The sequence below is a fragment of the Microbulbifer halophilus genome (assembly GCF_026183675.1).
GTDB lineage: Bacteria > Pseudomonadota > Gammaproteobacteria > Pseudomonadales > Cellvibrionaceae > Microbulbifer > Microbulbifer halophilus.
Genome location: NZ_JAPIVK010000007.1, coordinates 116,181 through 141,857, shown reverse-complemented (window position 1 = coordinate 141,857; position 25,677 = coordinate 116,181). Strand labels below are relative to the sequence as shown.

Here is a 25,677-nt window from a genome sequence, read left to right as displayed (position 1 = left end):
GAATAGCGCCGATCACCAACACAAGCCTCAACCCAGTACAGCCTTTTGCCTCAAGGATTCCTCCTCAGCCGCCACAGCTTTGATCAGCGCGGCAGCACCTGCATCCACTACTGGCTGGCCACGGCCGAGGGCCCGGTCAAGCTGGTCATTGATGGCGAGCGCCCTGTCTTTATGGTGAAGGTGGCGGACCGGACCCAGGTGACCGAAGCTCTGGCCGGCGTGCCCTACGATTGGCAGCAGCTGGGCTTCCAGACCTTTGGCCGCGAGGAAGCGGCCATGCTGTATTTTCCCACGATCGACGCCCACCGCCGGGCCCAGACCCTGTTGCAAAATCGCGGCATCGACGTGCTGGAAGGGGATTTTCGTCTCCACGACCGTTACCTGATGGAGCGCTTTGCCCGGGGTGGCCTCTACTTTGAAGGTGTGGCCCGGGCCAGAGACGGCTATACGGAATATCGCCAGGTGCGCCTCAAGGGCGCCGAGGTGCAGCCGGATTTCAAGGTGGTTTCCCTGGACGTGGAGTGCTCCGGCCAGGGCGAGCTGTATTCCATCGGTCTCTACGGCGATGGCGTGGAGGAGGTGCTAATGGTGGGGTTAGCGGAGGGCCAGCCGCAGAGCGCCGGTACCGCCATCCACTGGGTGGATGACGAGCGGGCCCTGCTTAAAGCGCTGGAGGCCAGGTTCAAACAACTGGACCCGGACATCATCATCGGCTGGTCGGTGGTGGACTTTGATTTTCGGCTGCTGCTGAAAAGGGCCGGGCGCCACGGCCTGCGCCTGAAGCTGGGGCGTGGTGGCGCTGATGCCCGCTGGCGGGATGGCCGGGAAGGCAGCCAGGGCTTCGTGACGCTGCCGGGCCGCGTGGTACTGGACGGCATCGGCGGACTGAAGAGCGCTACCTACAACTTTGAAAGCTTCAGCCTGGAATTCGTGGCACAAACCCTGCTGGGCAGGGGCAAGGACACCGAAGACGTGGACAACCGCCTGGCCGCGATTGAACACGACTTTCGCCACAATAAACTCAAGCTGGCCGCCTACAACCTGGAGGACTGCCGCCTGGTTTGGGACATTTTCCAGCACACCCGGCTGCTGGATTACCTGCGCCTGCGGGCCCAGCTCACCGGCCTCGAGCTGGATCGCAGTGGCGGCTCCGTGGCGGCCTTCACCAACCTCTACCTGCCCAAACTGCACCGCAGCCGCTATGTGGCCCCCAACCTGCCGGCCGACGGCGGCCTGGCCAGTCCGGGCGGCTATGTGATGGCTTCCCGGCCGGGCCTTTACGACAACGTGCTGGTACTGGATTTCAAGAGCCTTTATCCCAGTATTATCCGCACCTTCAAGATCGATCCTATGGGCTTGGTTGAAGGATTGGCTGAGGAGCTGGAGGAGGGCGATACCATCCCCGGTTTTCGCGGTGCGCGCTTTTCCCGCGACAGGCACTTCCTGCCGGACATCATTACCAACCTCTGGGCCCAGCGGGACATCGCCAAGCGGGAGCGGGATGCCGCCCGCTCCCAGGCCATCAAGATCATCATGAACTCCTTCTACGGCGTGCTGGGTTCAGGGGGCTGTCGTTTCTACGACACGCGCCTGGCCAGCTCCATCACGCTGCGCGGTCACGAGATCATGCAGCAGACTGCCCGCTGGATAGAGGAACAGGGCCATCGGGTAATCTACGGCGATACCGATTCCATCTTTGTCTGGCTGAGCGGCCGACCCAGCGTTGATGAGGCAGATGCGATCGGCAAGGGCCTGGCCAGCGAGATCAACGGGCGCTGGCGGCACAAGCTCAAAGGGGAGCTGGCGTTGGAGTGCGAGTTGGAGCTGGAATTCGAAACCCACTACCGGCGCTTTCTGATGCCCACCATTCGCGGCTCGGAGGCCGGTTCCAAGAAACGCTATGCGGGTCTGGTGGTGAAAGGGGGCGAGGAAAAGTTGGTATTCAAGGGCCTGGAAACAGTGCGCAGCGACTGGACCGCCCTGGCCAAGCAGTTCCAGACCCAACTCTACGCGATGGTGTTTCAGGGGGAAGATCCGTCCGACACTATCCGCGAGACGGTGGAGAAAACCCGGGCCGGGGACATGGACGAGCAGCTGGTATATCGCAAGCGACTCAGGCGCAAGCTGGAGCAATACGTAAAAAACGTGCCACCCCATGTACGCGCAGCGCGACTGGCTGACGATATGCGTCGCCAGCAGGGGCTGGCACCCCGCTACCAGAACAAGGGCTGGATTCGTTACGTGATTACCCTCAATGGCCCGGAGCCAGTGGATCACCGCCAGTCGCCGATGGATTACCAGCACTATATCGACAGGCAGCTCAAGCCGGTGGCCGATGCCATATTGCCCTTCATAGAACTGGATTTCGACAGTCTGGTGGATGGCCAGTTGGGCCTGTTCGGAGTGACCGATTGAGCATCGGGATCACATCCCGCGCAAAAGGTCCGCTATTGAAGTCCCGCTCGCCATCAGTACTTCAGGCAGCGCAATTGGATCTGCAGGCAGAAATAGCGGAGAGTTGCACAGCTAGCTGAGCGTGCCCAGGGTGGCGAGAAAGAGCCAGCAGTTCCGCGTGGCGCGGATCGTGGAAGTGCTGCTGGTTAAATCGTTAACGATTTTTAACGATCAACCGAATTTCATTGTTATCCGGGAACAGTTGCTCGACAAATGCTACCGCTCGATTCAGGTCCGCCCAGCGGTGCGGCTCATTTCGGGTAGTAATTAGCTGGGAAGCTTTTTCAGTACCGCGAGCGTTCAGCACAAATTCAATCTGGTAATAGCGTTTACCTTCGTGCCTCACACGGACCAGCTTCAGGTTGGAAGCCTTGGCTCCACCCTCTATCAAAAGCGTCGTTTCGCGAGTTGTCAGCGCCTGCATCGTCAAACTACCAGCCGATCATGTGAACACCTCCGTATTGTGAATATCCTCAAAGCAGGGTAGCCATCATCGTTTTATCAATATAGTATACTTTGATTGATCAATATGGTTTATTTTGATAAATTGGTGGCCGTACAGTAGGGCTCTTCTGCGCAGTCGGTTAGAGGTGGGGCCTGGGCGAGGCTTCGGCAGTAGCTATTTGCTGACGGAGTAGTCGGCCTGCTGAGAGGTGGGATATGGGCGAAATAGATGAGCTGTTAACAGCTATGCACGGAGTTGCCGAAAACGCCAGACTGCTATCCATGGAGCTGTGCGATTTCATCACCGCCGAGTCGCTTTCCATTGCCGACGTGATATCGGATTGGTTTGATCAGTGTCCGTTAACAGATCGGCCAATTAGTGAATGGGCCATTGCGCGGCTTGTCGAACAACGTCAAACCGCTACGCGCATCAAGGCATCCCGGCGTTTCTCAGGGGGAGAGCTAGCGATACTGGACGATTGGCAGGGGCTGGAAATCAAGGCATTAACATTCTCCCTGAATGCGTTATTGAAAACCTCTTGCGTATTCCGGCGAGCATGAACACCTATTCCAGAGCGTCGTGAATACCCGGATATCCCAAGGAGGTAAGGGGCCGTTTGATGGGTGTTCAATTTGCCCTCCATAGAACTGGATTTTGACAGTCTGGTGGATGGCCAGCTGGGCCTGTTCCTCTAGTAGAGCTTGTTACCAAGACAGTTTTGTCTTCAAGTCTCAGTGTGCAGTCTCTGGATTATTCAGAAAGTCCATAACCACTTTATTAAATATTTTCGGTTGATCCATGAGCGGGAGATGGCCTGCTTGCTTTATTTTCAATAATGTAGCGTTAGGCATAACTGCTACTGCTTTAGCGCCGTATTCAGCTGGGAATAGCTGGTCATTCTCACCCCAAATCACTAATGTTTTATTGTGTATATTGCTTAGCGAGCTCTTATGAATGGTTGAAACAGCTGAACCCCGGCCTTGCGTAAATGCATTTTTTCTACCTTTACTTTTTAGCACCTCTATGGAATAACGCTCGTGATTTGGGTCTCTATTATTAGGATCAAACAAAATATAACGAGAAAAGAATCGGCTCGTTAGGGTGGAAGGGAAGATGTTCTGCAGAACCATCCCGATTGTTGCCAATGGAGGCGATTTTGCACCCAGTGCTCCAGAGTCAATAAGAATGAGCTTGTCAACCATCTCTGGATAGTCGATCGAAAACTGAAGGGCAATTGCTCCACCTTGAGATAGCCCTAAGATATGTGCCTTGGAAATTTTTAGCTTCACGAAAAACTGCTTTAGCCAAGCGGCGAAGTATTTTTTGTCATAGGTTGCATCAGGTTTATCGGACTCACCATAGCCGACAATGTCAGTAAGCGATCGATAAACCCCACCTAAAGCCCAGCGCCTCTTCCGGGTACGCTCCTGATTTTCAACAATTAGGAGATCCACATGACCACCACACAGAGCAAATCCGATTTCTGGCAGCAGCACATCAGCAGCTGGAAGGAGAGCGGCCTGTCCCAGGCAGCCTACTGCCAGCAGCATGACCTGAAGCTCAGCACCTTCACCTATTGGCGCAACAAGCAGAACAAGGGCCGGCGCAAACTGGTGCCTGTGTCGATGCCAGTCCGGGATGCCCCGGTGGAGCTGGCCCTGCCCGGTGGTATTCATATGCAGCTGCCGGCATCGGCCCTGGAACAGACCCTTCCGTTATTGTGGCGCCTCATCCGGGAGCAGGCCTGATGCTGCGGCCAAGGCAGTCGGCACAGGTCTACTTGTACATGGCGCCGGTGGATATGCGCAAGTCCATCGACGGCCTGGCGGCGCTGGTCGAGCAGGAGATGGAACTGTCACCGGCCCAGGAGGTCCTCTTCGTGTTCTGCAACCGCGGCCGGGACAAGATCAAACTGCTGTACTGGGAACGCAACGGCTTCGTGGTCTGGTACAAGCGCCTGAGTACCGGCAGTAGCCATATTGCCGCCCTCACGTTGTCCTGAATAATCTCAAATACTCGTCAAAAACAAACAGCCGGTTGCGGTTTTGCCCGGTAATTTCCAGCAATACGCCTGCCTGAACCAGGTCGGTGATCAAGGCGGCGGCGGTGTTGGTGGCAGTGCCCAACGTCTCTGTAGCCCATTTCACATCCACTACCGGCTGGGCGTAGAGTTGGCGTATCAGCTCGTGCGCCTTGTCCTGGCGCCGGGTACTGAAGCGCGGTAGCACGTCGCGTTCAATGCGCTGCTTCAATTCAATGATGGCGCGGAATACGCTGGCAGAAGCGCGGGCAGTTTCTTCAATGCCAAACAGGAAGAACACCAGCCATTCGCGCAGCTTGTTTCCCTGGCGCACCGCCATCAGGTGATCCACATAGGCGGTTTTGTTGCGTTCAAAATAATCCGACAGATACAGCGCCGGTTTATGCATCAAGCCTTCTGCCGCCAGGTACAGGGAGATCATCAGGCGTCCCAGGCGGCCATTGCCATCCAGAAAGGGGTGAATGGTTTCAAACTGGTAGTGTGCAATGGCGATACGCACCAGTGGATGCACAAAAAACTGGTCGGCGTGCAGGAATTTCTCCAAATCCCCCATCAGGTCTGGGACATGCTCATGGTGCGGCGGCACGAATACGGCGTTTTTCAGGCTCACGCCAATCCAGTTCTGGCTGCTGCGAAACTCACCGGGCAACTTTTGCTCACCGCGTACGCCCAGCATCAACTGGGCATGGGTTTGCCGTAGCAGGCGAATGGACAGTGGCAGTGACTCGAGCGTGGCAATGGCATAGTTCACCGCGCGGATATAGTTTTGTACCTCCGACCAATCATCACGCGCTTCGGGGTTCAGGTCGTCAGCGGCCTTGAAGGCATCTTCGATATTGGTCTGCGTCCCCTCGATACGGCTGGATTGAGTTGCCTCCTTGGCCACATAGGTGCGGATAAAGAAGTCGACATCGGGAATCAACTGACTAAAGGCATTCAGCTCACCCAGGGCACGGTCGGCCCGGCCCAGCAAGTCCGTCAGTTCCGGGTCGGCAATCAGCCACTCATGGCAGATGGGTTCCGGCAGGAAAGCCTGGTACTGGTAGCGCTGTTCATAGCGACCGGCCTGAAAATCCACGATGTTCATATGTCAGAAACTCTGCGTTTTTTGACGTATTGGGAATCTTATGTCAGGTTCTTGCCCGGAAGCAAGTGTTATGTCAGAAATCGGGTCATTTTTGATATATGACTTTTTGTATGTCAGAAACTCAAACCGCAGCGCCTTTACATATCCTCCATGTCAAATTCGCTATCCGTTGGATTGATGGCGAGGCCGTCGCACCGTTGGGCCAGTTCCCGGAGCAAACGCTGGTTTTGTGTCCTGCCCACGATGTTTCAGATCGAATGTTAGAATGCCTGCCTCGCTTATCACCGGAGAACAAGCGCAATGAATACGGCCCCAGCATCCTATCCAATCGGCACTCCCGGCACGCCCTGGGGCGAGGCGGAGCGCAACCAGTGGTTGTCGCGACAGACCCGCCAGCGCAGCTATGAGTCCGAGGTGGTAGGCAAGATCGAGCGCCTGCGTGATCGTTTCGACGTGGAAGAGTACGGCCGTCTGGAATACGGCTCCGAGAGCTTTCCGCTGCTGGCGATCCGCACCCGCGACTGGCGCGATGGCCTGCCGGTGGTGCTGGTGACGGGCGGCGTGCACGGCTACGAAACCAGCGGTGTACACGGTGCACTGCAGTTCGTCGATCAGCATGCCGCGGATTACGCAGGCCGCGTCAACCTGCTGGTCGCGCCCTGCGTCAGCCCCTGGGCCTACGAGCGCATCCATCGCTGGAATCCGCAGGCGGTCGACCCGAACCGCTCCTTCCACGATGACAGCCCGGCTGGGGAGTCAGCGGCGCTGATGCGACTGGTGGCGCCCATTCGCGATCGTGCGCTGTTGCATATCGACCTGCACGAGACTACCGATACTGACGAAACTGAGTTCCGCCCCGCGCTGGCCGCCCGCGATGGCAAGCCGTTCGAGCCGGGCGGGATTCCCGATGGCTTCTATCTGGTCGACGACAGCGAGAACCCGCAGCCCGAATTCCAGCAGGCCGTGATCGCGGCGGTGGAGCAGGTCACCCATATCGCTCCGGCCGATGGCAACGGCGAGATCATCGGCTCGCCGGTGGTCGCGCCGGGCGTCATCCAGTACCCGCTCAAGCAGCTGGGCCTGTGCGCCAGCATCACCAACGCCCCCTACAAGACCACCACCGAGGTCTACCCCGACAGCCCCCGCGCGACGCCCGAGCAATGCAATACCGCGCAGGTTGCCGCGGTGTGTGCGGCGATCGATTACGCGCTGGCGCACCGGTAGGAGGGGCAAGAATCGGCGGCTGCGCCGACAGGATGCATGGCACTGAGATAAGCCGGCTTTCCTTGTAGGATGGGCAAAGGAGCGCAGCGACGTGCCCATCTTCCGCGGCCTTGATGGGCACGCTTCGCTTTGCCCATCCTACGAAAATTCCTCCACCGGCTCTCCACATAGTGCCATTCGAACCTGAACCAGAGAGGGCTGATTGCCAGCAACCATGAAAGTACCCAAGAGATTACAACCGCTGGTCGACGACGGCATGATCGACGAAGTCGTTGTCCAGTTGATGAGCGGCAAGGAAGCGCAGGTGTATGTGGTGCGCAGCGGCGACGACCTGCGCTGTGCCAAGGTTTTCAAGGAGGCCAGGCAGCGCAGCTTCAAGCAGGCGGTGCAGTACCAGGAAGGCCGCAAGGGGCGCAACAGCCGCCGCGCGCGGGCGATGTCGAAAGAAGACCCGCTACGGCCAGAAAGAGCAGGAGCAGGCCTGGCTGAATGCCGAGGTCGATGCCCTGTATCGGCTGGCGTCGGCCGGCGTGCGCGTTCCCCAGCCATATGGCTTCGTCGATGGCGTACTGCTGATGGAACTGGTGGCCGACGACGAGGGCTACGCGGCCCCGCGGTTGGATGACGTCACGCTGAGCGCGGAGCAGGCCCGCGATTACCACGGCCAGGTAATGGCCGACGTCGTACGCATGCTGTGTGCCGGCCTGGTGCATGGCGACCTTTCCGAGTTCAACGTGCTGCTGGACCGCCAAGGCCCGGTGATCATCGATTTGCCACAGGCGGTGGATGCTGCCGGCAACAACAACGCCGCCATGATGCTGGAGCGCGATGTCGACAATATGCGCGCCTATTTCGGCCGCTTCGCCCCGGAGCTGTTGACTACCGAGTACGGCAAGGAAATCTGGGCGCTTTACGAGGCGGGTAGACTGCACCCGGACAGTGCCCTTACCGGGCATTTCGAGCATGACACCACCAGCGCCGATGTCGAGGACCTGATGGCCGTCATCGATGACGTTCGCGAAGAGGAGGCCGAGCGCAAGGCGCCGGCTTGGGACGAGTAGGTAATAAAAACTTCACCCATAGCCCGATTGGTATAGCCGGACGTATATAAGCCACTACTGTGTTAATTTTGAGTGTAGCCATTAGCTTCGCGGACTCTACTCTGCTTCCGACTGTACCGATATTAAAGCGGGAGCGCTGTGTGGAATTGTCCCGTAAAGAATTCAATGTCATGCCAGGAGGGGAGGCTAGAAAATGAACAATGATGTGATCTACGCCATGACAGAAAGCTTCGAGGGTCAAGGCAAAAACGGCTTGCGAAGTCTCCGGGCATGAGGTCGGCGACCATTTTGTTGGCGTCAACAAAATGGTCGAGCTCGATTCTGGCAGCCGGCGAGAGATCAGCTGTGCGGTCCCGCCAGCGGATCACTTCCACCGACGATCAACAATCGCCTCGCTCCACGACATCCCGCGCAGTATTCACAATAAGGCAGAAATTCCATGGCTACTCTGGGCACCCCGTTTTCTTCAACCGCCACCCGCGTCCTGCTTTGCGGCGCCGGCGAGTTGGGCAAGGAAGTTGTCATCGAGCTGCAGCGTCTCGGTTGCGAAGTTATTGCGGTGGACCGCTATGCCAAGGCCCCGGCGATGCAGGTGGCCGACCGCAGCCATGTGGTCAACATGCTCGATGGTGATGCCCTGCGCGGGGTGATCGAACAGGAGCAGCCCCACCTGGTGGTGCCGGAGATCGAAGCCATCGCCACCGACACCCTGGCCGAGCTGGAAGGGGAGGGGGTAAATATTGTCCCCACCGCGAGGGCGACCCAACTGACCATGAACCGCGAAGGCATCCGTCGCCTGGCGGCGGAAACCCTGGGGCTGCCCAGCTCCCGCTACCGTTTTGCTGCCGGCGAGGCGGAATTCAAGGCCGCTGTCGACGAGATCGGCATTCCCTGCCTGGTCAAACCGATTATGAGTTCCTCGGGCAAGGGCCAGAGCCTGGTGCGCGATGCCTCACAGATTGAGAAAGCCTGGGCCGACGCACAGGAGGGCGGCCGTGCCGGTAAGGGCAAAGTGATTATCGAGGGCTTTGTCGACTTCGATTACGAAATCACCCTGCTTACTGTTCGTCACAATGACGGCAGTGGCAATATCGTCACCAGTTTCTGTGCGCCTATCGGTCACCGTCAGGCCGATGGCGATTATCAGGAGTCTTGGCAGCCGCAGACCATGTCGGCAGCGGCGCTGGATCGCGCCCGGGAGATTGCCAAAGCGGTGACCGATAACCTCGGCGGCCGCGGCCTGTTTGGTGTGGAGCTGTTTGTCAAAGGCGACGATGTAATCTTCAGTGAAGTCTCGCCGCGGCCACACGATACCGGCCTGGTGACCCTGATCTCGCAGGACCTCTCCCAGTTCGCTCTGCACGCCCGCGCCATTCTCGGCCTGCCCATTCCCAATATCCAGCTGCACCGCGCCTCGGCCTCGTCGGTTCTATTGGTAGAGGGCAATTCCACCCAGATACAGTTCGGCAACCTGGAGGCCGCACTCTCCCGCCCCGATACCCAGCTGCGCCTGTTTGGCAAACCGGAAGTCGCCGGCAAGCGCCGATTGGGTGTTGCCCTGGCGCGGGCCGATGATATCGAGACTGCGCGCGATACCGCCAATGCGGTGATTGCCGATGTTGAGATAAAACTGTAGCGGCCACTATCCTGATACAGGGGGCTTGAGATGGGCAGGGGGTGCTGTAGAGCCTACAATACGCCGCCATTCCCCAACCGAGTCCCTGTTTTGACAATGCCTGATTCCGACCACCCCCGCGATTTCCAGTCCCTGCCACTACAGCAGCCCCTCCTCAAGAACCTGGAGGACCTCGGCTATACCCGCCTGACGGAAATCCAGGCCGCCGCGTTGCCGTCGATTGTCGAGGGCAGGGATGTGATCGGCCAGGCCAAGACCGGCTCGGGCAAGACTGTGGCCTTTGGTCTGGGCCTGCTGCACAAACTGCAGGTAGAGCAGTTCCGGGTGCAGGCGCTGGTGTTGTGTCCCACCCGGGAGCTGGCGGACCAGGTGGCGCGGGAGCTGCGCAAGCTGGCGCGGGCCATTCACAACATCAAGATCCTGACCCTGTGCGGCGGTATGCCGTTCGGGCCGCAGATCGGTTCGCTCAGGCACGGGGCCCATATCGTGGTGGGTACACCCGGCCGTATTGAGGATCATCTGCGCAAGGGCAACCTGGACCTGGGCGAGGTGCAGACGCTGGTGCTGGACGAGGCAGACCGGATGCTGGATATGGGCTTCCAGGCGGTGCTGGATCGGATTCTGGCGGCGCTGCCGCAGCGGCGGCAGACATTGCTGTTTTCCGCTACCTACCCCAGGACCATCGACGCACTGGCAACCAGGGTGCTGCGAGATCCGCTGAAGGTGGAAGTGGCTGCGGCGCATAGCCAGAGCACGATCGAGCAGAATTACTACCGGGTGGAAAACAACGAGGAGCGGCCCGCGGCGCTGTACCAGCTGCTGGCCGGTTTCGACGTTTCCTCCGCGCTGGTGTTCTGCAATACCAGGCGGGAAACCGAAGAGGCGGCCCAGACGCTGAAGCGCGCCGGTTTTGCCGCGCTCGCACTGCACGGGGACATGGAGCAGAAAAGCCGGGATCGCACGCTGGCGCTGTTTGCCAACGGCAGTGCTTCCATTCTGGTGGCGACGGACGTTGCCGCGCGTGGCCTGGATATTGAAGAGCTGCCGGTGGTGGTGAATTACCACCTCTCGCGGGACCCGGAGGTGCATGTGCACCGGGTCGGCCGCACCGGGCGGGCAGGGCAGAAGGGGATGGCGCTGTCTCTGGTTGGCAAGAAGGAGATCCACAAGCTGGAGCGGCTGGAAGAGTTGATGCAGCAGCCGATCACATTGCAGGAAGTTCCGCCGCTGCCCGGGGGCTTTGCGCCTTCCCGGCCGGTGATGGCTACGCTGCAGATCGACGGCGGGAAGAAGCAGAAGGTGCGTGCCGGCGATGTGGTCGGTGCGCTGACCGGTGAAGGCGGTATCGATGGGGCTCAGATTGGCAAGATTCAGTTGTTCGACTTTTCCACCTTTGTCGCGGTGGAGCGGGTGGTGGCTAAAAAAGCGCTGGGGAAACTTGCGAATGGGAAGTTGAAGGGGCGTAAGTTTCGGGCGCGGATTGTGGGTGTCTGAGTTTTTCAGTGTTGGCGGGATCGTCTAATGCGAGACCGTAGGGTGCGCCGTGCGCACCGGGAAACCAGAAACCGTTGCCAGGCTTCCGGCGGTGCGCACGGCGCACCCTACGGGGGCGGGCCTTCGGCCCGCATGCCGAGCTGGAGCTCGGCGCGCCCAGGGGGGAAACGGTCGTGGTCAGCTTCCTCCGTTGCCGCCGGGATATCCCCGCAGTAACAACCGCCGCACGCGGCGGCTTTCCGCCGCTACGGTGATGACGGTGACTATATGCCGCTCGCGCCACGCCATCATCGCGAGATCCATGATGGCCGGTTCGCGGCTGAAGAAGCGGCTGTGGTTGCCGGCGTAGTTTTCGAGGGTAAAGCCCTCGAAATCCCCGAAGTGATCGTAGAGCAGGCCCGAGACTTTGCCGGAGAAGGCCTTCGCACCGGCATCGTCGGGCGACGAGAGACCCTTGGTGTCGTCCAGCCAGGCGTCGTCTCCCGGTTCCAGGAAGGGGCCATCACTCTCGCCGCCGTCTGTCGGGCCGCCGCCGTCATCGCCGGGTTTGCCGTGGCCGGGGGGCCGGGGATTGGCAGACGGTGGGACGGAAAAGGGATCGGCGCCCAGCGCCCGCACCTTGTCGGTCAATAGCGCGATATAACGCTGGAAGGTGGTATACCAGCGGCTCGAGGGCTTAAGGAAGTCGGCGCGCCAGCGCAGCAGGGCCAGCAGGCGCAGCAGTTCCGGGGCCAGGGTCTGTTTGTCTGAAACGGGAATCCCCAGTTGGAAAGCGCCCAGGGTTTCGCGCCAGCGTCCGGACTGCCGCGCAAAGCGCTCGAGTGCCTTCTTGCCGGGAACCTTGATCAGCACCGGGCTATCCCCATCCATATCAAATACTTTGGTATCCGTGACCACCACCTGGTCATTGCCGATATGGAAGGCACCGCGGGGCAGTTGCTCGCGGAATTCGCCACTGTCCTGAACCGAGGCGAGCAGCTTTAGGGCTTCCGCTCGGGAAATTTGGCGACCCTCGAATTTCGGGCGTTCTACCGCCCGGTCGCGATAGGTGACCTGGCGGACGGACACATCATAGCGTTCTCCCTTGTGCACACCGAGGGGGAAGTGCACGTGCAGCACACCGGTCTGTCGCTTCAGGTGTCGCGGCACCGGCAGGTAGCGGATGCCGCCGCCCGGCACGGCCACGGTGTGCTCGTCCAGTTCGTACAACTCGTGGCGGGGGTAAAAGCGGTCGGCGAGTTCGATCACCTGCGCGGCCTGCCAGGTGGGGATATAGACGGCAGTGAAGGTGCCGTCCGGTACGGAGCCATGCCATTCGAGCAGCAGTTCGTCGGGCCAGTAATCGTCGGTGATCGGGCTCGGTGTCGCATCGATCTCGAAGGTATGCAGGGCCATGCGCGAGGCGTCTATGCCCGGGTTGGCAATGGCGCTCATCGCGATATTGCGTTGGGAAAGCTTGTCCGAGGTGGAGGGCCTGGCGGAATCCGGGATCGGCGTGCCGCTGAATTCGATCTGTGCAACCAGGCACTGGTGCGCGTCCATCAGCAGGGATGCCGGGCTCACTGCCATTCCGCCTCCCGGACTGGGCGGCAGGTAGGGCGGTGAATCGAGATTGTTATCGACCAGGGCGCCGAAAAAGGTGGTGACCTCGCTGTCCTCTACAGGTGCGATCGACTTGACGTTGTCGCCGTCGCTCTGGCCGTCGGGCGATGCGGCGCGCTCTGTTGCGAACATCGGGAAGGAGAGCCATTCGTCGCCGCCGGCGGTCTCGCCCGGCAGCGCGATCGGGTTGGCACCGGCGGTCTGCTTGTATCCCGCCGTGGGTGTGCCATCGATCGGTGTGTCGCCGCCGGTGCGCCGGAATGTCAGTGCCGCGGTGGTCTGTGTGGTGAAGATGCGGAAGAAAACCCGGACGTCGTCGGCTGTCACGGTTTCGCCGTTCAGGCGAACACGGGCGATGGCAAAGTTGTAGACATTCTTGTTGCTCACTGTGGTGGTGGCGAAAGGGCTGAGCTGCGATTCCGCCTGGGCAGCGGGGAGGTTCTCGAACTGTGCCGGCGACAGATCGGCGAGGACGCTCTGCAGGTAGCTGCGCGCCTGATCGGGTGTGGCGGCATCGGGCAGCATGTGACCGAGTTTCGATTCGCCGGCAACCACTGTGAACACCCGGATATCCGAGCTGAGCCAGTGCTTTTCGTTGTCGTTGGCGAGATCGAGCATAAAGGGGTTGGCGGCCTTTACCAGCTGAAACCAGGCGCTGTCCGCAAGCGGCGCACTGACGCCGGATGCGTCCAGTTCCGCATCCAGTCGCAGGGTGCGGATTTCACCGCCGAATTCGAAGGCCGCGTCTGCATCAACCATCACCCGATAGGTGAAGGTGAAGCGCTGCAGTCGTGCGGGCAGTGCCGGGTCGTCGCTGTCGATATCCGTGGGGACAATCGAGATGCCGGTACTGTCTTCGGGCGTAAGCTCCGGCGCCCAGTTGTTGAGCTGCGTCTGGGAAGGGCTCAGGGTGGTGATGCCGCCGCCCGGGAACTGGTCGGGCTTCAGGCCGTCGACGGTGACGAGGAAAGCGCCGTTGAACTGGCCATCGGCGATCGACTCGTCCTGGCTGAAGGTGCTGCGTTCGAGAATGAGTTCGATCCGCGGTCGCGGTCGTGCGAGCCACCTGGTGATATTGATATAGGCGGCCTTGATATCGGAAAAGGTCTCCTCGGCGCCGGGGTAACCAAATCCCTGCCCCTTGGCTGCGTCTGGCCCGGTGAGGTCAAACTCATCCTCCGTATCGATATCCGAGTCGCCGGTCAGGTTGATGTCGATATAGTGGTGGAAGGTAGCCCCGGTGACGATGCGACCCATACCCACCGTGCGGCCGTCGTAAGTGCTCAGGGTATTAACGGTCTTGGGGCTGGGCAGCACCGGCGTGAGAAAGTCGCCGCCAGTGGCAAATTTTGAATGCTGTGCAAACGATTGCCCCGTGGCGACTACCCGGGGCAGTTCCAGGTGGCCATCGAGGGAGGGGAAGTCAGTCAGTGTGCCGCCGTCGATGAAGGGCGCCAGTTCGTCTTCGCCGAGCGTATTGCCCTCGTGCATATGGTCGGGAAAGACTGTGATGTCGTTTCCGTCCCGCCGCAGTACCGGGTGCGCCGGTGAGCCGCTCGGCGTTATCGGCTGCGGTACTGAGTCGGACTGGTTCTCGAAGAACCTGAAAGGCTGGTCTTCGCCGCTGTAATCGCCCTGGGGGTTCCCCTGTACTGTATCTGCCTGCTCCAGGCCGACCACGTCGTGGTTGCGCGGAAAGCCCGCTGGAAGAGTATCTCCCTGGGAATCCCCGGCACCAAACCAGGTGCGCATCGCGCGCACGCGTTTTATATGGCCGCCGGTGTCTGCACCGATACTGTCGTGATCGCCGGTGGCAAAGATGCCGCCGCCCGCTTCCATGAATGCATCGATAGCCGCATGTTCTTCGGGAGTGAGCAGGTGATTGCCGCTGGAAACTTCTGATCCCGGAAACTGGTTGCGTCCATGATGCCCGAAAAGCCAGATTACGTCGTATGCCAGCAGATCCTGTTCAGAGAAGTCGAAATCATTGATATCTGCAGTTACGTCCGTATCGCGATGGCCCTTGGTAACGCTCATACCGGCACTTTCGAGTGTCGTTACCAGCGTGCTGTAAGTGAAATCCTGTGTCCCCGTGTACGGCTCTGATTCGTGTACGGAAAACCGGTAGTCGCCATCGAGGACAATAAGAACATTGATTGGCATGGAAATCCCTCCCCGGTATGATTCGACTCCTGCGTGTGGCACGGAGATTTTTCACGATAAGCGGGGATTTCGGAATTGTCGATATGAGATATTCAAGAAGAAGGATTTTGTCTCGAGTTTCATTTTTGGATCATGCTTACCCAAGTATTTTCGGCGATAAGTTCTGATTTACGTAAAGTTTTGCTCCCGCATAGAAAAGTTGATGTGAGTGTCAGGACGTTATTAGTTGTCTCAAAGTTGTTTTGACCAAAGCCTGCCCTTTTGCGGCGCCTTCCGGCTATATCCGCCCAGTGAACTATTCTTCTCCCGCATGCAGGAAAGCCTGTCTGCACAGGGGCCGCCAGAGGATCGTCGCCATCGGGGACAGGTCGGCCGGTCGATTTCGCGGCGGGAGGTTCGACCAGGGAGTGACACCGACCAAACACAGTTCAGAGGAAATAGTCATGACGACAACCGACGATGAAAACCAGATCCGCACCCTGATCAATCGCTGGGCAGAAGCAGCCTGCAGCGGCGATCTGGATCGTGTTATGGCCTGCTATGCCCCGGATGTAGTGGCCTTTGATGCCATCGTGGCTCTGCAATTCCGGGGCGTGGACGCCTACCGAAAACACTGGGAGTACTGCATGGGATTCGCGCCGGGCGACATGCTGTTTACCATCCCCGAGATGAACATCAGTGTGGGTGGCGATATCGCCTACTGCCACTTCCTGGTTTCCTGCGGTTGTACCGATGAGAAGGGCAATGAGCAGACCGGCTGGATGCGCGGCACTGTCTGTCTTCGACGCCTGAAAGGGCAGTGGCGTATAGCGCACGAACACTACTCGGCACCCTTCGACCCGGAGAGCATGAAGGCCCTGACTGATCTCGAACCCGAGTGATATCGACAGCGCCCGGCGGGCCGCTGCTGCGGATTCCCGTTTACCCCGAGAAGGAGTCGGATATGAGTGCCAATGTCGACCGGAATGTCCGTCCGGACTACGACCGGGTCATCCGGGATATCGCCAATTATGTCCTGGACTACCGGATCGATTCGGAGGAAGCCTGGGATACAGCGCGCAATTGCCTGATGGACACCCTCGGCTGCGGCCTGCTGGCGCTGCGCTTTCCCGAGTGCACCAAACACCTGGGCCCGATTGTCGAGGGCACCGTGGTGCCCAATGGCGCGCGGGTGCCGGGCACGCAGTTCCGCCTGGACCCGGTCAAGGCCGCCTGGGATATCGGTTGTATCGTCCGCTGGCTGGATTACAACGACACCTGGCTGGCGGCGGAGTGGGGGCACCCTTCCGACAACCTGGGCGCGATTCTGGCGGTGGCGGATTACCTGTCGCAAAAGAATCTCTCCAGGGGAAAAAAGCCCCCTGTGATGCGCGATGTGCTGGATGCGATGATCCGCGCCCACGAGATCCAGGGCGTGCTGGCGCTGGAGAACAGCTTCAACCGCGTGGGGCTGGATCATGTGTTGCTGGTGCGTGTGGCCTCCACCGCGGTGGCGGCAAAACTGATGGGCGCCAATCGGGACCAGATGATGGCGGCCATCTCCCACGCCTGGGTGGACGGAAGCGCGCTGCGCACCTATCGCCACGCGCCCAACGCCGGCTCGCGTAAGTCCTGGGCGGCCGGCGATGCCACATCCCGCGGCGTGCGGCTGGCGGATATCGCCCTCCGCGGCGAGATGGGGATTCCCGGCGCGCTCACGGCGAAGCCGTGGGGTTTCTATGAAGTGTGTTTCAGTAAGACTAACGCCGACCAGCAAATCAAGCCAGAAGCTGACCGGGCGTTTAAGTTCCAGCGTGACTATGGCAGTTACGTGATGGAGAACATCCTGTTCAAGATCTCTTTCCCGGCCGAATTTCACGCGCAGACGGCGTGCGAGGCGGCAGTGATTCTACACCCGCAGGTAAAGGACCGGATCGACGAGATCGACAAAGTGGTGATCACCACCCACGAATCCGCCATTCGCATCATCTCCAAGCAGGGCCCGCTGGCCAATGCCGCCGACCGGGATCACTGCCTGCAGTATATGACGGCAGTCCCCCTGCTGTTTGGCGAACTGGCGGCGGAGCACTACGAGGACGGCTTCCACGAGTCGCACCCGCAGATCGACGATTTGCGCGGGAAAATGGAGGTGGTCGAGGAGAAACGTTACTCGCGGAACTACCTGGATCCAGACAAGCGCTCCATTGCCAATGCAGTGCAGGTGTTCTTCAGGGATGGGACTTCGTCAGACAGGGTCGAGGTTGAATATCCGCTCGGCCATCGCCGGCGTCGGCAAGAGGGGATTCCGCTACTCGAGAAAAAGTTCCGCGATAACCTGGCAGCGCGCTTCCCGGCCGGACGCTGCGAAAAAATTCGTGCGCTGTGTGAAGACCGGGAGAAACTGGAGGGGACATCGGTACACGAATTTCTGGACCTGTTTGTGACTTGACTTTCTCCTTATTTGAAAAATTATCCTTTATTTTTGCAATAAAAGTTTATCACAGTAATCCGGAAGGGCTGTAGACGCACGGCATTTTTTGGGATAGGTTTTTTGTGTCAATGTGCAATGGAATGCCTTTCGGGTGCCTGCCTATGCCACTCTATTCCGGTCCCGGTTTTCCCGGGATTAACGAAGACTCTGAACTGCTCGAAGGGCTTGGGGAAATTCCCGTTCGCCCGATCTTTATCATGGGCCTGCATCGATCGGGCACCACCTTTCTGTACGACTGCATCGCCAGGTCTTTTCCCCTGGCACAACTCAGCCTCTACCACCTTTTTTATTACCATCGGTTGCTGGTTTCCCACCGCGACGGCAGCGCCCGGCGCGACCGGGAGCGCCTGGATAAATGCTTTCGCGCCCGGGGGATCGCGAATCGCAAAATCGACCGGGTGGCCGTGAATGCCGACGAGGTGGAGGAGTACGGTTTCCTGCTGCGCCGGCACAGCGGCAGTTTCAGGCTGGGGCCCGGCAATGCGGCGCTGTTCGGGGAGCTGTGCCGCAAGTTGCTCGCGGTACAGCCCGGCAGCCGGGCTGTACTGCTCAAGAACCCGTGGGACACCGGCAATGCCGCCTGGATTCTGGAGCGTTTTCCCGAGGCGCGTTTTGTTTACATCCACCGGGACCCGATAGCCGTGCTGAACAGTATGCTGAATGCGCTGCAATCCTACCTGGATGGACCCCAGCCCTACCTGGAAATGCTGCTGAGTACGGACGGCAGCCGGCGTGGTTACCGAGCCGGTTATGCCCTCTGGTGGCTGCTGCGCGGCCTGCGCGCCCTGGTAGGGCGGCGGGGGATGGCGCTGCTGTTTCGCGGGCGAGTGGCGCGGGCGCTCGCCCGACAGGTGGCGGCCTACCGTGCCGACCTGCAAAAGCTGCCGCCCGGTCGTGCCATCGAGCTGGACTATGACGAACTGGTAGCGAATCCGGAAGCGACGATGCTTCGCCTGCAGGTTTTTTTCAATTTTCCCCTAACCGGCGCGACGGCAACACCGGCAGTGCGCCGGCGAAATTACCTGAATCCGGTATTGAAAAACTATCGGGATCGCCTTGACGGTTTGCTGGCGGAAATCGCCGGCTAGGGAACCCGGGCTACAGAATGATGCACAGTAAAAGAGGATTTTATTACATTAAACTTTCTCAAAAAACAAAAAGGATCGGTTTTTTTTATTCCATTGCCTGTTTGTGACCGGATCAGATTGCCGCGCCGAAAATATGGCGCCGTATCCCCGGTTTATGCCGCATGATGTCACGGAAGTGTAAGTAGGGACTTTTAAGCTGAATCGCATCGCTGGCCCCGAGTTGGGTGCCGGTGAGAGTTGTGACGGAAACGATTTGGCCGGGAAAATCAAGGAGCTGATGCCATGGAAGGAAATACTGTTCGCAAGGAACAAGCCGGGCAATCCCGGCCTGGCGGGGAGAGTGATCGTATCGCGATCGAGAGTTCCGGCCCAATCCATCCCCGGGCCGGCCTCTCTGCACCCGACTCTCCCGAGAATTCCGCTTCACCGAAACTCCTGCCGCTGGCATTTTCCCAACGGGGCATGTGGGTGGGAGAGAAAATCGGTGCCGACGACGCTATCTACAATCTCGCCGAGTACACGGAAATTTCCGGACCGTTGAACGCGGAGCTGTTTATCGCCGCGCTGCGCCGGGTTGTTGTAGAGGCGGAAGTCTGCCGCGCACAGATAATCGAGGACGATGCCGGTCCCCGCCAGGTGGTCTATCCCGATTACCGGGGCGAACTGCCCTTCATCGACTTCAGCGGTGAGGCCGATTCCCGCTCTGCCGCCGGGGGCTGGATGATGGACGACCTGTCCCGGCCCGTGGACCTGGCGAGGGACCCGCTCTGGTCCAGCGCCCTGTTGCGCGTCGACAACGAATGCCATTACTGGTACCAGCGCTGCCACCACGTGGTACTGGACGGTTTCGGCGGCGGGCTGATTTCCCGGCGGGTGGCGGAAATCTACAGCGTCCTGGCAGAGGACCGCGAGCCGGAACCCTCGCCGTTTTTCTCCCTGTCTGTCCAGCTACAGCGGGAAAGGGCGTACCGGGAGTCGGCGCGTTTCCGGCGAGACCGGGACTACTGGCTCGAACAGATGGCAAATCTCCCCGAGCCCGTTTCCCTGGCGCGCCGCGGCGTCGAGTCGGTGGGCGGACTGCGACGGAGCAGCGCGCGCCTGTCGGCGGCGGACGCCGAGAAACTGCACCAGCTTGGCGAGGCTGCCGGCGGCAGCCTGCCCCAGATACTGGTCTCCCTGCTGGCGGCCTATATCCACCGCGCCAGCGGCGCCACCGACCTGGTGTTCAACCTGCCGGTGACGGCCCGTACCGACCGCGCCCTGCGCCGCATCCCCGGCATGATGGCCAACGCCGTGCCCGTCCGCCTGGCGATGTCGCCGCAGATGATCCTGTCGGAACTGGTGCGTCGGGCGGGCAGGGCGGTGCGCGGGGCCCTGCGCCACCAGCAGTATCGCCACGAAGATCTGCGCCGCGATCTGGGGCTGCTGGAACGGGGCCGGGAAATCGCCCGGCTGGGCGTGAATATCGAACCCTTCGACTACGACCTGCGTTTCGGCGGCAATCCTTCGGTCACCCACAACCTGTCCAACGGCACCGTCGAGGATCTGGCGCTGTTCGTCTACGATCGCGGCGACGACCGCGGGCTGCATATCGACCTGGATGCCAACCCCGCGCTCTACGAGCAGAGCGAACTGGATGCCCACCGCGACCGCCTGCTGCGGCTGATCCGCTCGCTGCTGGCGGACCCCCGGCAGTCCATCGGCACCGTGGATCTGCTGGCGCCGTCGGAGTGGACGCTGCTGGAGCGCTGGAACGCCACCGACCGGCCGCTGCCGGAGCAACCCTGGCCGGTGCTGTTCGAACAGCGGGCGGCCGCCAGCCCGGCGTCGATCGCCGTGCAGGCGGGGGAGCGGGAACTCAGTTACGGCGAACTGAACGCCCGGGCCAACCGCCTGTGTCGCGCACTGCTGGCCCGCGGTGTGGGGGCCGGGGATATTGTCGCGGTGGCCCTGCCGCGGGACGAGTGGGTACCGGCGGCACTGCTGGCGATACTGAAAAGCGGCGCCGCCTACCTGCCGCTGGATCCCTACAACCCGCCGGAGCGTCTGCAGACGATCCTGCGGGAAGCCCGCCCCCGGCTGCTGCTCACTGCGGCGGCCGTGGCCGACCGGCTGCCCGGGGGCGACTGGGAATCCCTGCACCTGGAGCGCCTGCCGCTGCAAGACTTTGCCGCCGACAACCCCGGCGCCGGAGACCGCCGCGCGCCGCTGCGGGCGCAGACTCCGGCCTATGTGATCTACACCTCCGGCTCCACTGGCCGGCCCAAGGGCGTGGTGATCGGCCACGGGGGCCTGGCCAACCTGCTGCTGGCGATGGCGGACGAACTGAAGCTCACCGCCGCCGACCGGCTGCTGGCGCAGACCACGCTCTCTTTCGATGTCGCCGCGCTGGAGCTCTTCCTGCCGCTGCTGGCGGGGGCCCGGGTGGTGATGGCCGGCCGCGACCAAGCCCGCGATCCCCGGGCGCTGGCGGCGCTGATCCGGCGCAGCGGCGCCACGATGCTGCAGGCGACACCGTCCCTGTGGCAGGCGCTGGTGGCCGAGTGCGGCGACGAGCTGAAGGGCCTGCGGCCACTCACCGGTGGCGAGGCGCTGTCGGGGAAACTGGCGCGCCAGTTGCGTCGCCTGGGCTATCCTGTGGTCAATCTCTACGGCCCCACGGAGACCACAGTGCTCTCCACCCTGATGGTGCTGGACGGCGACGACCTGGACGCGCCGCCCATCGGCCGGCCCATCGCCAATACCCGGCTGTACGTGCTGGATGCCGCCATGCAGCCGCTGCCGCCGGGGGAGGCCGGGGAACTGTATATCGGCGGTGCCGGCGTCGCCCTGGGCTACCTGAACCGGCCGGACCTGACCGAGGAGCGCTTTCCGCCCAATCCCTTTGGCGACGGCTACCTGTACCGCACCGGCGACCTGGTGCGCCAGCGGCCGGACGGCGCGCTCGAATACCTGGGCCGCAACGATTTCCAGATCAAGCTGCGCGGGTTCCGCATCGAGGCGGGCGAGATCGAGGAGCAGCTGGTTCGCTGCCCCGGGGTGGATCGGGCGGTGGTGGTACTGCGGGAGGACGCGCCGGGCGGCAAATGCCTGATGGGCTATGTGCTGCCGGAGCGGGTCGATGGCGAAGCCCGCGCGATCGACACGGAGTTGCTGCGCAGCCGGCTGCGGCGGACGCTGCCCGACTACATGGTGCCCGCGCAGTTCGCGATCCTGGACCGGTGGCCGCTGAACGCCAACGGCAAACTGGACCGCGGGGCCCTGCCGGCGCCCGGGTGGCAGCCGCGCGGCGCCTACACAGCACCGCGCAGCGAACTGGAGGTAAAACTGGCGGATCTCTGGAGCGGCATTCTCGACGTGGAAACGGTGGGCATCCACGATAGCTTCTTCGATCTCGGCGGCGACTCCCTCAGCGCCGCGCGCATGTTGTCCCGGCTGCGGGAAATCACCGGCCGCGAGATTTCCCTGGGGGCGGTTTTCGAGTCCGCCACCATCGCCGAACTGGCGCAGAAGCTGGAGCAATCGCAGGCGCGGGACCCGCTGTCGGTGCTGCTGCCACTGCACGGCGGCGGCGACCCGGCACCGCTTTTCTGCATCCACCCGGCGGCGGGGCTCAGTTGGGGTTACGCCGCCCTGTCCCGCTACCTCGGGGAGCGCCCGCTCTACGGGCTGCAGGCCGCCGGCCTGGACGGCAGCGGCGAACTGCCGGGGAGTATCGAAGACATGGCCGCCGACTATCTGCGCCGCATCCGCCGGGTGCAACCGGAGGGCCCCTACCATCTGCTCGGCTGGTCCCTGGGCGGCCTCGCCGCCCACGAAATGGCGCGGCAACTGCAGGCCGGCGGGGAGGAGGTGGCCTTCCTGGGCATGCTCGACGCCTATCCCTTTGTACAACTGGGGGACCGGCAGCGGGACGAGGCGCAGATGGTGCGGGCGGCGCTGGCTTTCCTGGGCTTCGAGCGCGGGGTCCTGGACGCGTCCGACTGCAGTATGGATGCGCTGGCCGACTTCCTGTGGCGCGAATACCGGGTGTTCGATATGCCCGCGGTGCGGGAGCTGCAGCGGTCGAATCCGGATTTCGTCGCCGGCGTGCGCCGGGTGATCGAGAACAACCTGGAGCTGGTGCAGCGCTTCGTGCCCGGCCGGGTGCGCGGCGACCTGCTGTTCGTGCAGGCGACCCGCACGGCACACTCCGAGCTGCTGCACCACGATCCGGAGCACTGGCGCCGCCATATCGACGGCCGGTTGCGGCTGCAGCCGGTGGCCTGCCATCACCAGCAGGTGCTGGAGACGGAGCCGCTGGCGCGTATCGGCCCGCTGCTCGCCGACGTCCTGGGGGAGCGCGCGCTGTGCGGATAACCATTTTCTCCATCGGCACCCAGGGAGACGTGCGCCCCTTCGTCGCCCTCGGCCGCGGCCTGCAGCGGGCGGGTTGTCGGGTGCGCATCGCCAGTGGCAATACCTGCGAGCCGCTGATTACCGGGCACGGGCTGGAGTTCGCGCCGTTGAATGCGGACTTCCTCGACATCATGGCTAGGGATCCGGGGGCGTTGCAACGGGGGCTCAACCCGCTGGCACTGCTCGCCACGGCGCGGCGTGAACTCGGTGCCATGGCGTCTGGGTGGCCGGAGCAGGGGCGGGCGGCCGCGGAGGATGCAGACCTGCTGCTGGGCAACGGTATGGTGGCGCCGCTGGCATCCTCTTTCGGGGAGCTGCTGGGGCGGCCGGTGGTGGAGACCCACCTGCAGCCGATCACCCCCTGCCCGGATATCCCGCCGATGATGCTGCCGCCGCCGGAGCGGCCCCGCCCGGGCGCGGTCAACCGGCTGCTGTTTCATTTCTGTCGCCTGCTCACCTGGCAGATGCTGAGCCCGGCCTACGCCGGGGTGCGCCGGGAGCTGGGCCTGCCGGCCTTTCCCCGGCGGGGGCCCACCTACAGCGTCGGGCGCGAGAGCCAGAAGTTGCTCTACGGTTTCAGCCCCCTGCTGGTGCCGCCCTCGCGTCACTGGCCGGCATCGGTGCGGGTAGCGGGCAACTGGTTCCTGGACGGGGAGCGGGACTGGCGGCCGCCGCCGGCGCTGGCGGATTTTCTCGCCGCCGGCCCGAAGCCGGTGTACGTGGGGTTTGGCAGTATGCGCAGTGGCGATTCCGGGGACTTTACCGCCAGGGTCCTGGAGGGGCTGCGCCGCAGTGGTCGCCGGGCCCTGATCGCCACCGGCTGGGGCGGGCTGTCGAGGGAAGTGGTGGAGAGGGCGGGGGACGGGAACTTCTTCGCCATTGACGCCGCGCCCCACGACTGGCTGTTTCCCCGCGTTGCCCTGGCGGTGCACCACGGCGGCGCCGGCACCACTGCCGCGGCCCTGCGCGCCGGTATTCCCTCAGTGGTTGTCCCTTTCTTCGGCGACCAGCCCTTCTGGGCCTGGCGCCTGGCTGAGGTGGGCGTCGCGCCGCCGGCGGTCAGGCGCAAAGAGCTGACCGCTGCGGCGCTCGCCGATGCCATCCGCTCCGGTCTCTCCGGCTCCATGGGTCGGCGGGCGGCGGCTCTGGGCGAGTGTTTGCGAGCGGAGGACGGCGTCGCCAATGCGATTGCACAACTGCGGTCATGGGGACTGTTGCCCGAGCCCGCGGGCAGCGCAAGGGCGCCGTCGGGCATGCACTATAGCTGACCAACCTGCCCGCAGCTTGCCCCTATCCTTAACTCTCTCCCCGGGGGAGGGAACATCAAACCCGGCTTCAGAATTTGAACTCGGTACCGATACCGAAGTAACTGCGATCGTAATCGTCAGCAGCGGTCTCGTCGGTATAGAAGCCGAACACCTTGGCCGCGCTGGACAGCTTGTAGTCCAGGCCCAGGCTGTAGGTTTCCGCATCGGCCACCACCACATCGGACTGGCCGTACTGGGCTTTCGCGGTCCACCGGTTGATGCTGTAGGCGGCGGAGGCCATCCAGCCGTCCTGGGTGCTGCCATCCGCCTTTTCCTGCTCCTCAAAGAGGGCCCCCACCTGAACCGGGCCGATGTTGTACTGGCCCGCCAGGCGTTGCACATTCCAGTCGTTGGCTTCGACATTCCGGTCTATACCATAGGCGAGGTAGATCCCGTTTTTATCGTAGGCCAGGGACATGGAGGTACCGTTATCGCGGGTGATATCCCGGCCGAGTTGGTCCTGTCCGATCACTTCGTCGCCGTGGCTGATATGCGAGGCGGCCAGGGTAAAGCCTGAAAATGCAGGCGTCGTGTATTGCACATGGCCGGATTCGCGATTCTCGCTCCGGGTGATGACGCTACCGATATCGCCTTCCAGGTCGTTGAACAGATCCACTTTTTTCTGGGCGAGCCGCATGGGGGTATCGAAACGACCGGCGATCACCTGGCCGAAACCGCCCTCCAGCCCCGCATAAAGATTGCGCCGCTTGAGCGTCTCCTCCGAATCGCCGTCGATATCGACACCATATTCCAGCTTGTAGATGCCCTTGACGCCGCTGTCGAAGGGCAGTTCGCCCTTGGCGCCCAGACGGGAGGCATTGCTCTCGATATCGGTAGTGGCACCGTCGCCCTCGTCCGCGGATTGGAAATCCACATTCGCCTTGCCGTAAAAGGTGAAGGTGTCGGCGCTGGCCAGCGCGGGCAGCGCTGCGGCTATGGCCAGGGAAACAGCGGTCTTCTTCATCGGTCGCCTCGCACAGTTTATGGTTGTCGCCGAGAGCCGGTGGTTATGGGTCCGAATCCTGACCGCCTCTCGAGTTGGTGCGAATTCTGCGATCCAAATATTACAAACAAGTTAAAGATGGCACTTTTTTTAATTTTTTATGACCATGCAGTACCTGAAAAACAGGTTGGACAGGTTGTGAAGATGTCGAGGTGTCGAGAGACTTAAAGGTGTGCCTTTACAGGCTGCCATCGCCTCTGGCAC

The 25,677-nt window shown here is 61.6% G+C and carries 18 protein-coding genes; 13 read left to right on the top strand and 5 right to left on the bottom strand.

Annotated elements, in window-relative coordinates:
• The first annotated feature begins 45 nt into the window (after positions 1 to 45).
• Entirely contained in the window at positions 46 to 2,415 is a 2,370-nt protein-coding gene (locus OQE62_RS05620; protein ID WP_265721019.1) for a DNA polymerase II, read from the top strand.
• 193 nt (positions 2,416 to 2,608) lie between these two features.
• Here OQE62_RS05620 and OQE62_RS05615 read toward each other — a convergent pair whose 3' ends face one another.
• Positions 2,609 to 2,878, bottom strand: coding sequence for a hypothetical protein (locus tag OQE62_RS05615; RefSeq protein ID WP_265721018.1), 270 nt, complete (start codon positions 2,876 to 2,878; stop codon positions 2,609 to 2,611).
• 236 nt (positions 2,879 to 3,114) lie between these two features.
• On the opposite strand from OQE62_RS05615, the gene OQE62_RS05610 reads away from it, so the two are divergent.
• The gene (locus tag OQE62_RS05610; RefSeq protein ID WP_265721017.1) at positions 3,115 to 3,459 is read left to right on the top strand and encodes a hypothetical protein; all 345 of its coding nucleotides are present in this window, start codon (positions 3,115 to 3,117) and stop codon (positions 3,457 to 3,459) included.
• Positions 3,460 to 3,630: 171 nt separating this feature from the next.
• Here OQE62_RS05610 and OQE62_RS05605 read toward each other — a convergent pair whose 3' ends face one another.
• Complete coding sequence (locus OQE62_RS05605) at positions 3,631 to 4,353, bottom strand: alpha/beta fold hydrolase (protein ID WP_265721016.1); 723 nt, start codon at positions 4,351 to 4,353, stop codon at positions 3,631 to 3,633.
• On the opposite strand from OQE62_RS05605, the gene tnpA reads away from it, so the two are divergent.
• The gene (tnpA, locus tag OQE62_RS05600; RefSeq protein ID WP_265721015.1) at positions 4,354 to 4,647 is read left to right on the top strand and encodes an IS66 family insertion sequence element accessory protein TnpA; all 294 of its coding nucleotides are present in this window, start codon (positions 4,354 to 4,356) and stop codon (positions 4,645 to 4,647) included.
• Positions 4,647 to 4,901 carry an IS66 family insertion sequence element accessory protein TnpB gene (gene tnpB / locus OQE62_RS05595; protein ID WP_265721014.1) on the top strand — a complete coding sequence of 85 codons (255 nt, stop codon included), beginning with the start codon at positions 4,647 to 4,649 and terminating at the stop codon, positions 4,899 to 4,901. The genes tnpA and tnpB overlap by 1 nt, the downstream gene beginning before the upstream one ends.
• On the opposite strand, the gene OQE62_RS05590 is transcribed toward tnpB, so the two are convergent.
• Positions 4,888 to 6,027: a Fic family protein gene (locus tag OQE62_RS05590; RefSeq protein ID WP_265721013.1), complete on the bottom strand. Its 1,140-nt coding sequence runs from the start codon at positions 6,025 to 6,027 to the stop codon at positions 4,888 to 4,890. The two genes, tnpB and OQE62_RS05590, sit on opposite strands and share 14 nt — an antisense overlap.
• Before the next feature lie 300 nt (positions 6,028 to 6,327).
• Between OQE62_RS05590 and OQE62_RS05585 the strand changes: the two genes are divergently transcribed.
• The 4 genes from OQE62_RS05585 (at position 6,328) to dbpA (ending at position 11,442) form a co-directional block, all read left to right on the top strand.
• On the top strand, positions 6,328 to 7,251 hold the full coding sequence (locus OQE62_RS05585; RefSeq protein ID WP_265721012.1) for a M14 family metallopeptidase: 924 nt from the start codon (positions 6,328 to 6,330) through the stop codon (positions 7,249 to 7,251).
• Positions 7,252 to 7,559: 308 nt separating this feature from the next.
• A complete protein-coding gene (locus tag OQE62_RS05580; protein ID WP_449288961.1) occupies positions 7,560 to 8,312 on the top strand; it encodes an RIO1 family regulatory kinase/ATPase domain-containing protein in 753 nt (250 codons plus the stop codon).
• 439 nt (positions 8,313 to 8,751) lie between these two features.
• Positions 8,752 to 9,948, top strand: a complete 1,197-nt coding sequence (purT, locus tag OQE62_RS05575; protein ID WP_265721011.1) for a formate-dependent phosphoribosylglycinamide formyltransferase — start codon at positions 8,752 to 8,754, stop codon at positions 9,946 to 9,948.
• A 96-nt stretch (positions 9,949 to 10,044) separates the two neighbouring features.
• On the top strand, positions 10,045 to 11,442 hold the full coding sequence (gene dbpA / locus OQE62_RS05570) for an ATP-dependent RNA helicase DbpA (protein WP_265721027.1): 1,398 nt from the start codon (positions 10,045 to 10,047) through the stop codon (positions 11,440 to 11,442).
• A 177-nt stretch (positions 11,443 to 11,619) separates the two neighbouring features.
• Here the strand turns inward: dbpA and OQE62_RS05565 are convergent, their stop codons facing one another.
• Positions 11,620 to 15,207: a type 1 glutamine amidotransferase family protein gene (locus OQE62_RS05565; RefSeq protein WP_265721010.1), complete on the bottom strand. Its 3,588-nt coding sequence runs from the start codon at positions 15,205 to 15,207 to the stop codon at positions 11,620 to 11,622.
• Positions 15,208 to 15,650: 443 nt separating this feature from the next.
• Between OQE62_RS05565 and OQE62_RS05560 the strand changes: the two genes are divergently transcribed.
• From OQE62_RS05560 to OQE62_RS05540, 5 genes are all read left to right on the top strand, one after another.
• Positions 15,651 to 16,088 (top strand): YybH family protein, encoded by a 438-nt coding sequence (locus tag OQE62_RS05560; protein WP_265721009.1) that lies wholly within the window; start codon positions 15,651 to 15,653, stop codon positions 16,086 to 16,088.
• Between the two features lie 62 nt (positions 16,089 to 16,150).
• The gene (locus tag OQE62_RS05555; RefSeq protein ID WP_265721008.1) at positions 16,151 to 17,635 is read left to right on the top strand and encodes a bifunctional 2-methylcitrate dehydratase/aconitate hydratase; all 1,485 of its coding nucleotides are present in this window, start codon (positions 16,151 to 16,153) and stop codon (positions 17,633 to 17,635) included.
• A gap of 143 nt (positions 17,636 to 17,778) precedes the next feature.
• Positions 17,779 to 18,765 (top strand): sulfotransferase family protein, encoded by a 987-nt coding sequence (locus OQE62_RS05550; protein ID WP_265721007.1) that lies wholly within the window; start codon positions 17,779 to 17,781, stop codon positions 18,763 to 18,765.
• A 282-nt stretch (positions 18,766 to 19,047) separates the two neighbouring features.
• Complete coding sequence (locus OQE62_RS05545; RefSeq protein WP_265721006.1) at positions 19,048 to 23,124, top strand: amino acid adenylation domain-containing protein; 4,077 nt, start codon at positions 19,048 to 19,050, stop codon at positions 23,122 to 23,124.
• Complete coding sequence (locus tag OQE62_RS05540; RefSeq protein WP_265721005.1) at positions 23,115 to 24,431, top strand: glycosyltransferase; 1,317 nt, start codon at positions 23,115 to 23,117, stop codon at positions 24,429 to 24,431. The genes OQE62_RS05545 and OQE62_RS05540 overlap by 10 nt, the downstream gene beginning before the upstream one ends.
• Before the next feature lie 67 nt (positions 24,432 to 24,498).
• Here OQE62_RS05540 and OQE62_RS05535 read toward each other — a convergent pair whose 3' ends face one another.
• Positions 24,499 to 25,434, bottom strand: a complete 936-nt coding sequence (locus OQE62_RS05535) for a porin (RefSeq protein WP_265721004.1) — start codon at positions 25,432 to 25,434, stop codon at positions 24,499 to 24,501.
• Positions 25,435 to 25,677: the final 243 nt, after the last annotated feature.

Coding starts and splice junctions, on each gene's coding strand:
- OQE62_RS05615 (WP_265721018.1), bottom strand. CDS start 2,878: ATGCAGGCGCTGACAACTCGCGAAACGACGCTTTTGATAGAGGGTGGA.
- OQE62_RS05610 (WP_265721017.1), top strand. CDS start 3,115: ATGGGCGAAATAGATGAGCTGTTAACAGCTATGCACGGAGTTGCCGAA.
- tnpA (WP_265721015.1), top strand. CDS start 4,354: ATGACCACCACACAGAGCAAATCCGATTTCTGGCAGCAGCACATCAGC.
- tnpB (WP_265721014.1), top strand. CDS start 4,647: ATGCTGCGGCCAAGGCAGTCGGCACAGGTCTACTTGTACATGGCGCCG.
- OQE62_RS05590 (WP_265721013.1), bottom strand. CDS start 6,027: ATGAACATCGTGGATTTTCAGGCCGGTCGCTATGAACAGCGCTACCAG.
- OQE62_RS05585 (WP_265721012.1), top strand. CDS start 6,328: ATGAATACGGCCCCAGCATCCTATCCAATCGGCACTCCCGGCACGCCC.
- OQE62_RS05580 (WP_449288961.1), top strand. CDS start 7,560: ATGTGGTGCGCAGCGGCGACGACCTGCGCTGTGCCAAGGTTTTCAAGG.
- purT (WP_265721011.1), top strand. CDS start 8,752: ATGGCTACTCTGGGCACCCCGTTTTCTTCAACCGCCACCCGCGTCCTG.
- dbpA (WP_265721027.1), top strand. CDS start 10,045: ATGCCTGATTCCGACCACCCCCGCGATTTCCAGTCCCTGCCACTACAG.
- OQE62_RS05565 (WP_265721010.1), bottom strand. CDS start 15,207: ATGCCAATCAATGTTCTTATTGTCCTCGATGGCGACTACCGGTTTTCC.
- OQE62_RS05560 (WP_265721009.1), top strand. CDS start 15,651: ATGACGACAACCGACGATGAAAACCAGATCCGCACCCTGATCAATCGC.
- OQE62_RS05555 (WP_265721008.1), top strand. CDS start 16,151: ATGAGTGCCAATGTCGACCGGAATGTCCGTCCGGACTACGACCGGGTC.
- OQE62_RS05550 (WP_265721007.1), top strand. CDS start 17,779: ATGCCACTCTATTCCGGTCCCGGTTTTCCCGGGATTAACGAAGACTCT.
- OQE62_RS05545 (WP_265721006.1), top strand. CDS start 19,048: ATGGAAGGAAATACTGTTCGCAAGGAACAAGCCGGGCAATCCCGGCCT.
- OQE62_RS05535 (WP_265721004.1), bottom strand. CDS start 25,434: ATGAAGAAGACCGCTGTTTCCCTGGCCATAGCCGCAGCGCTGCCCGCG.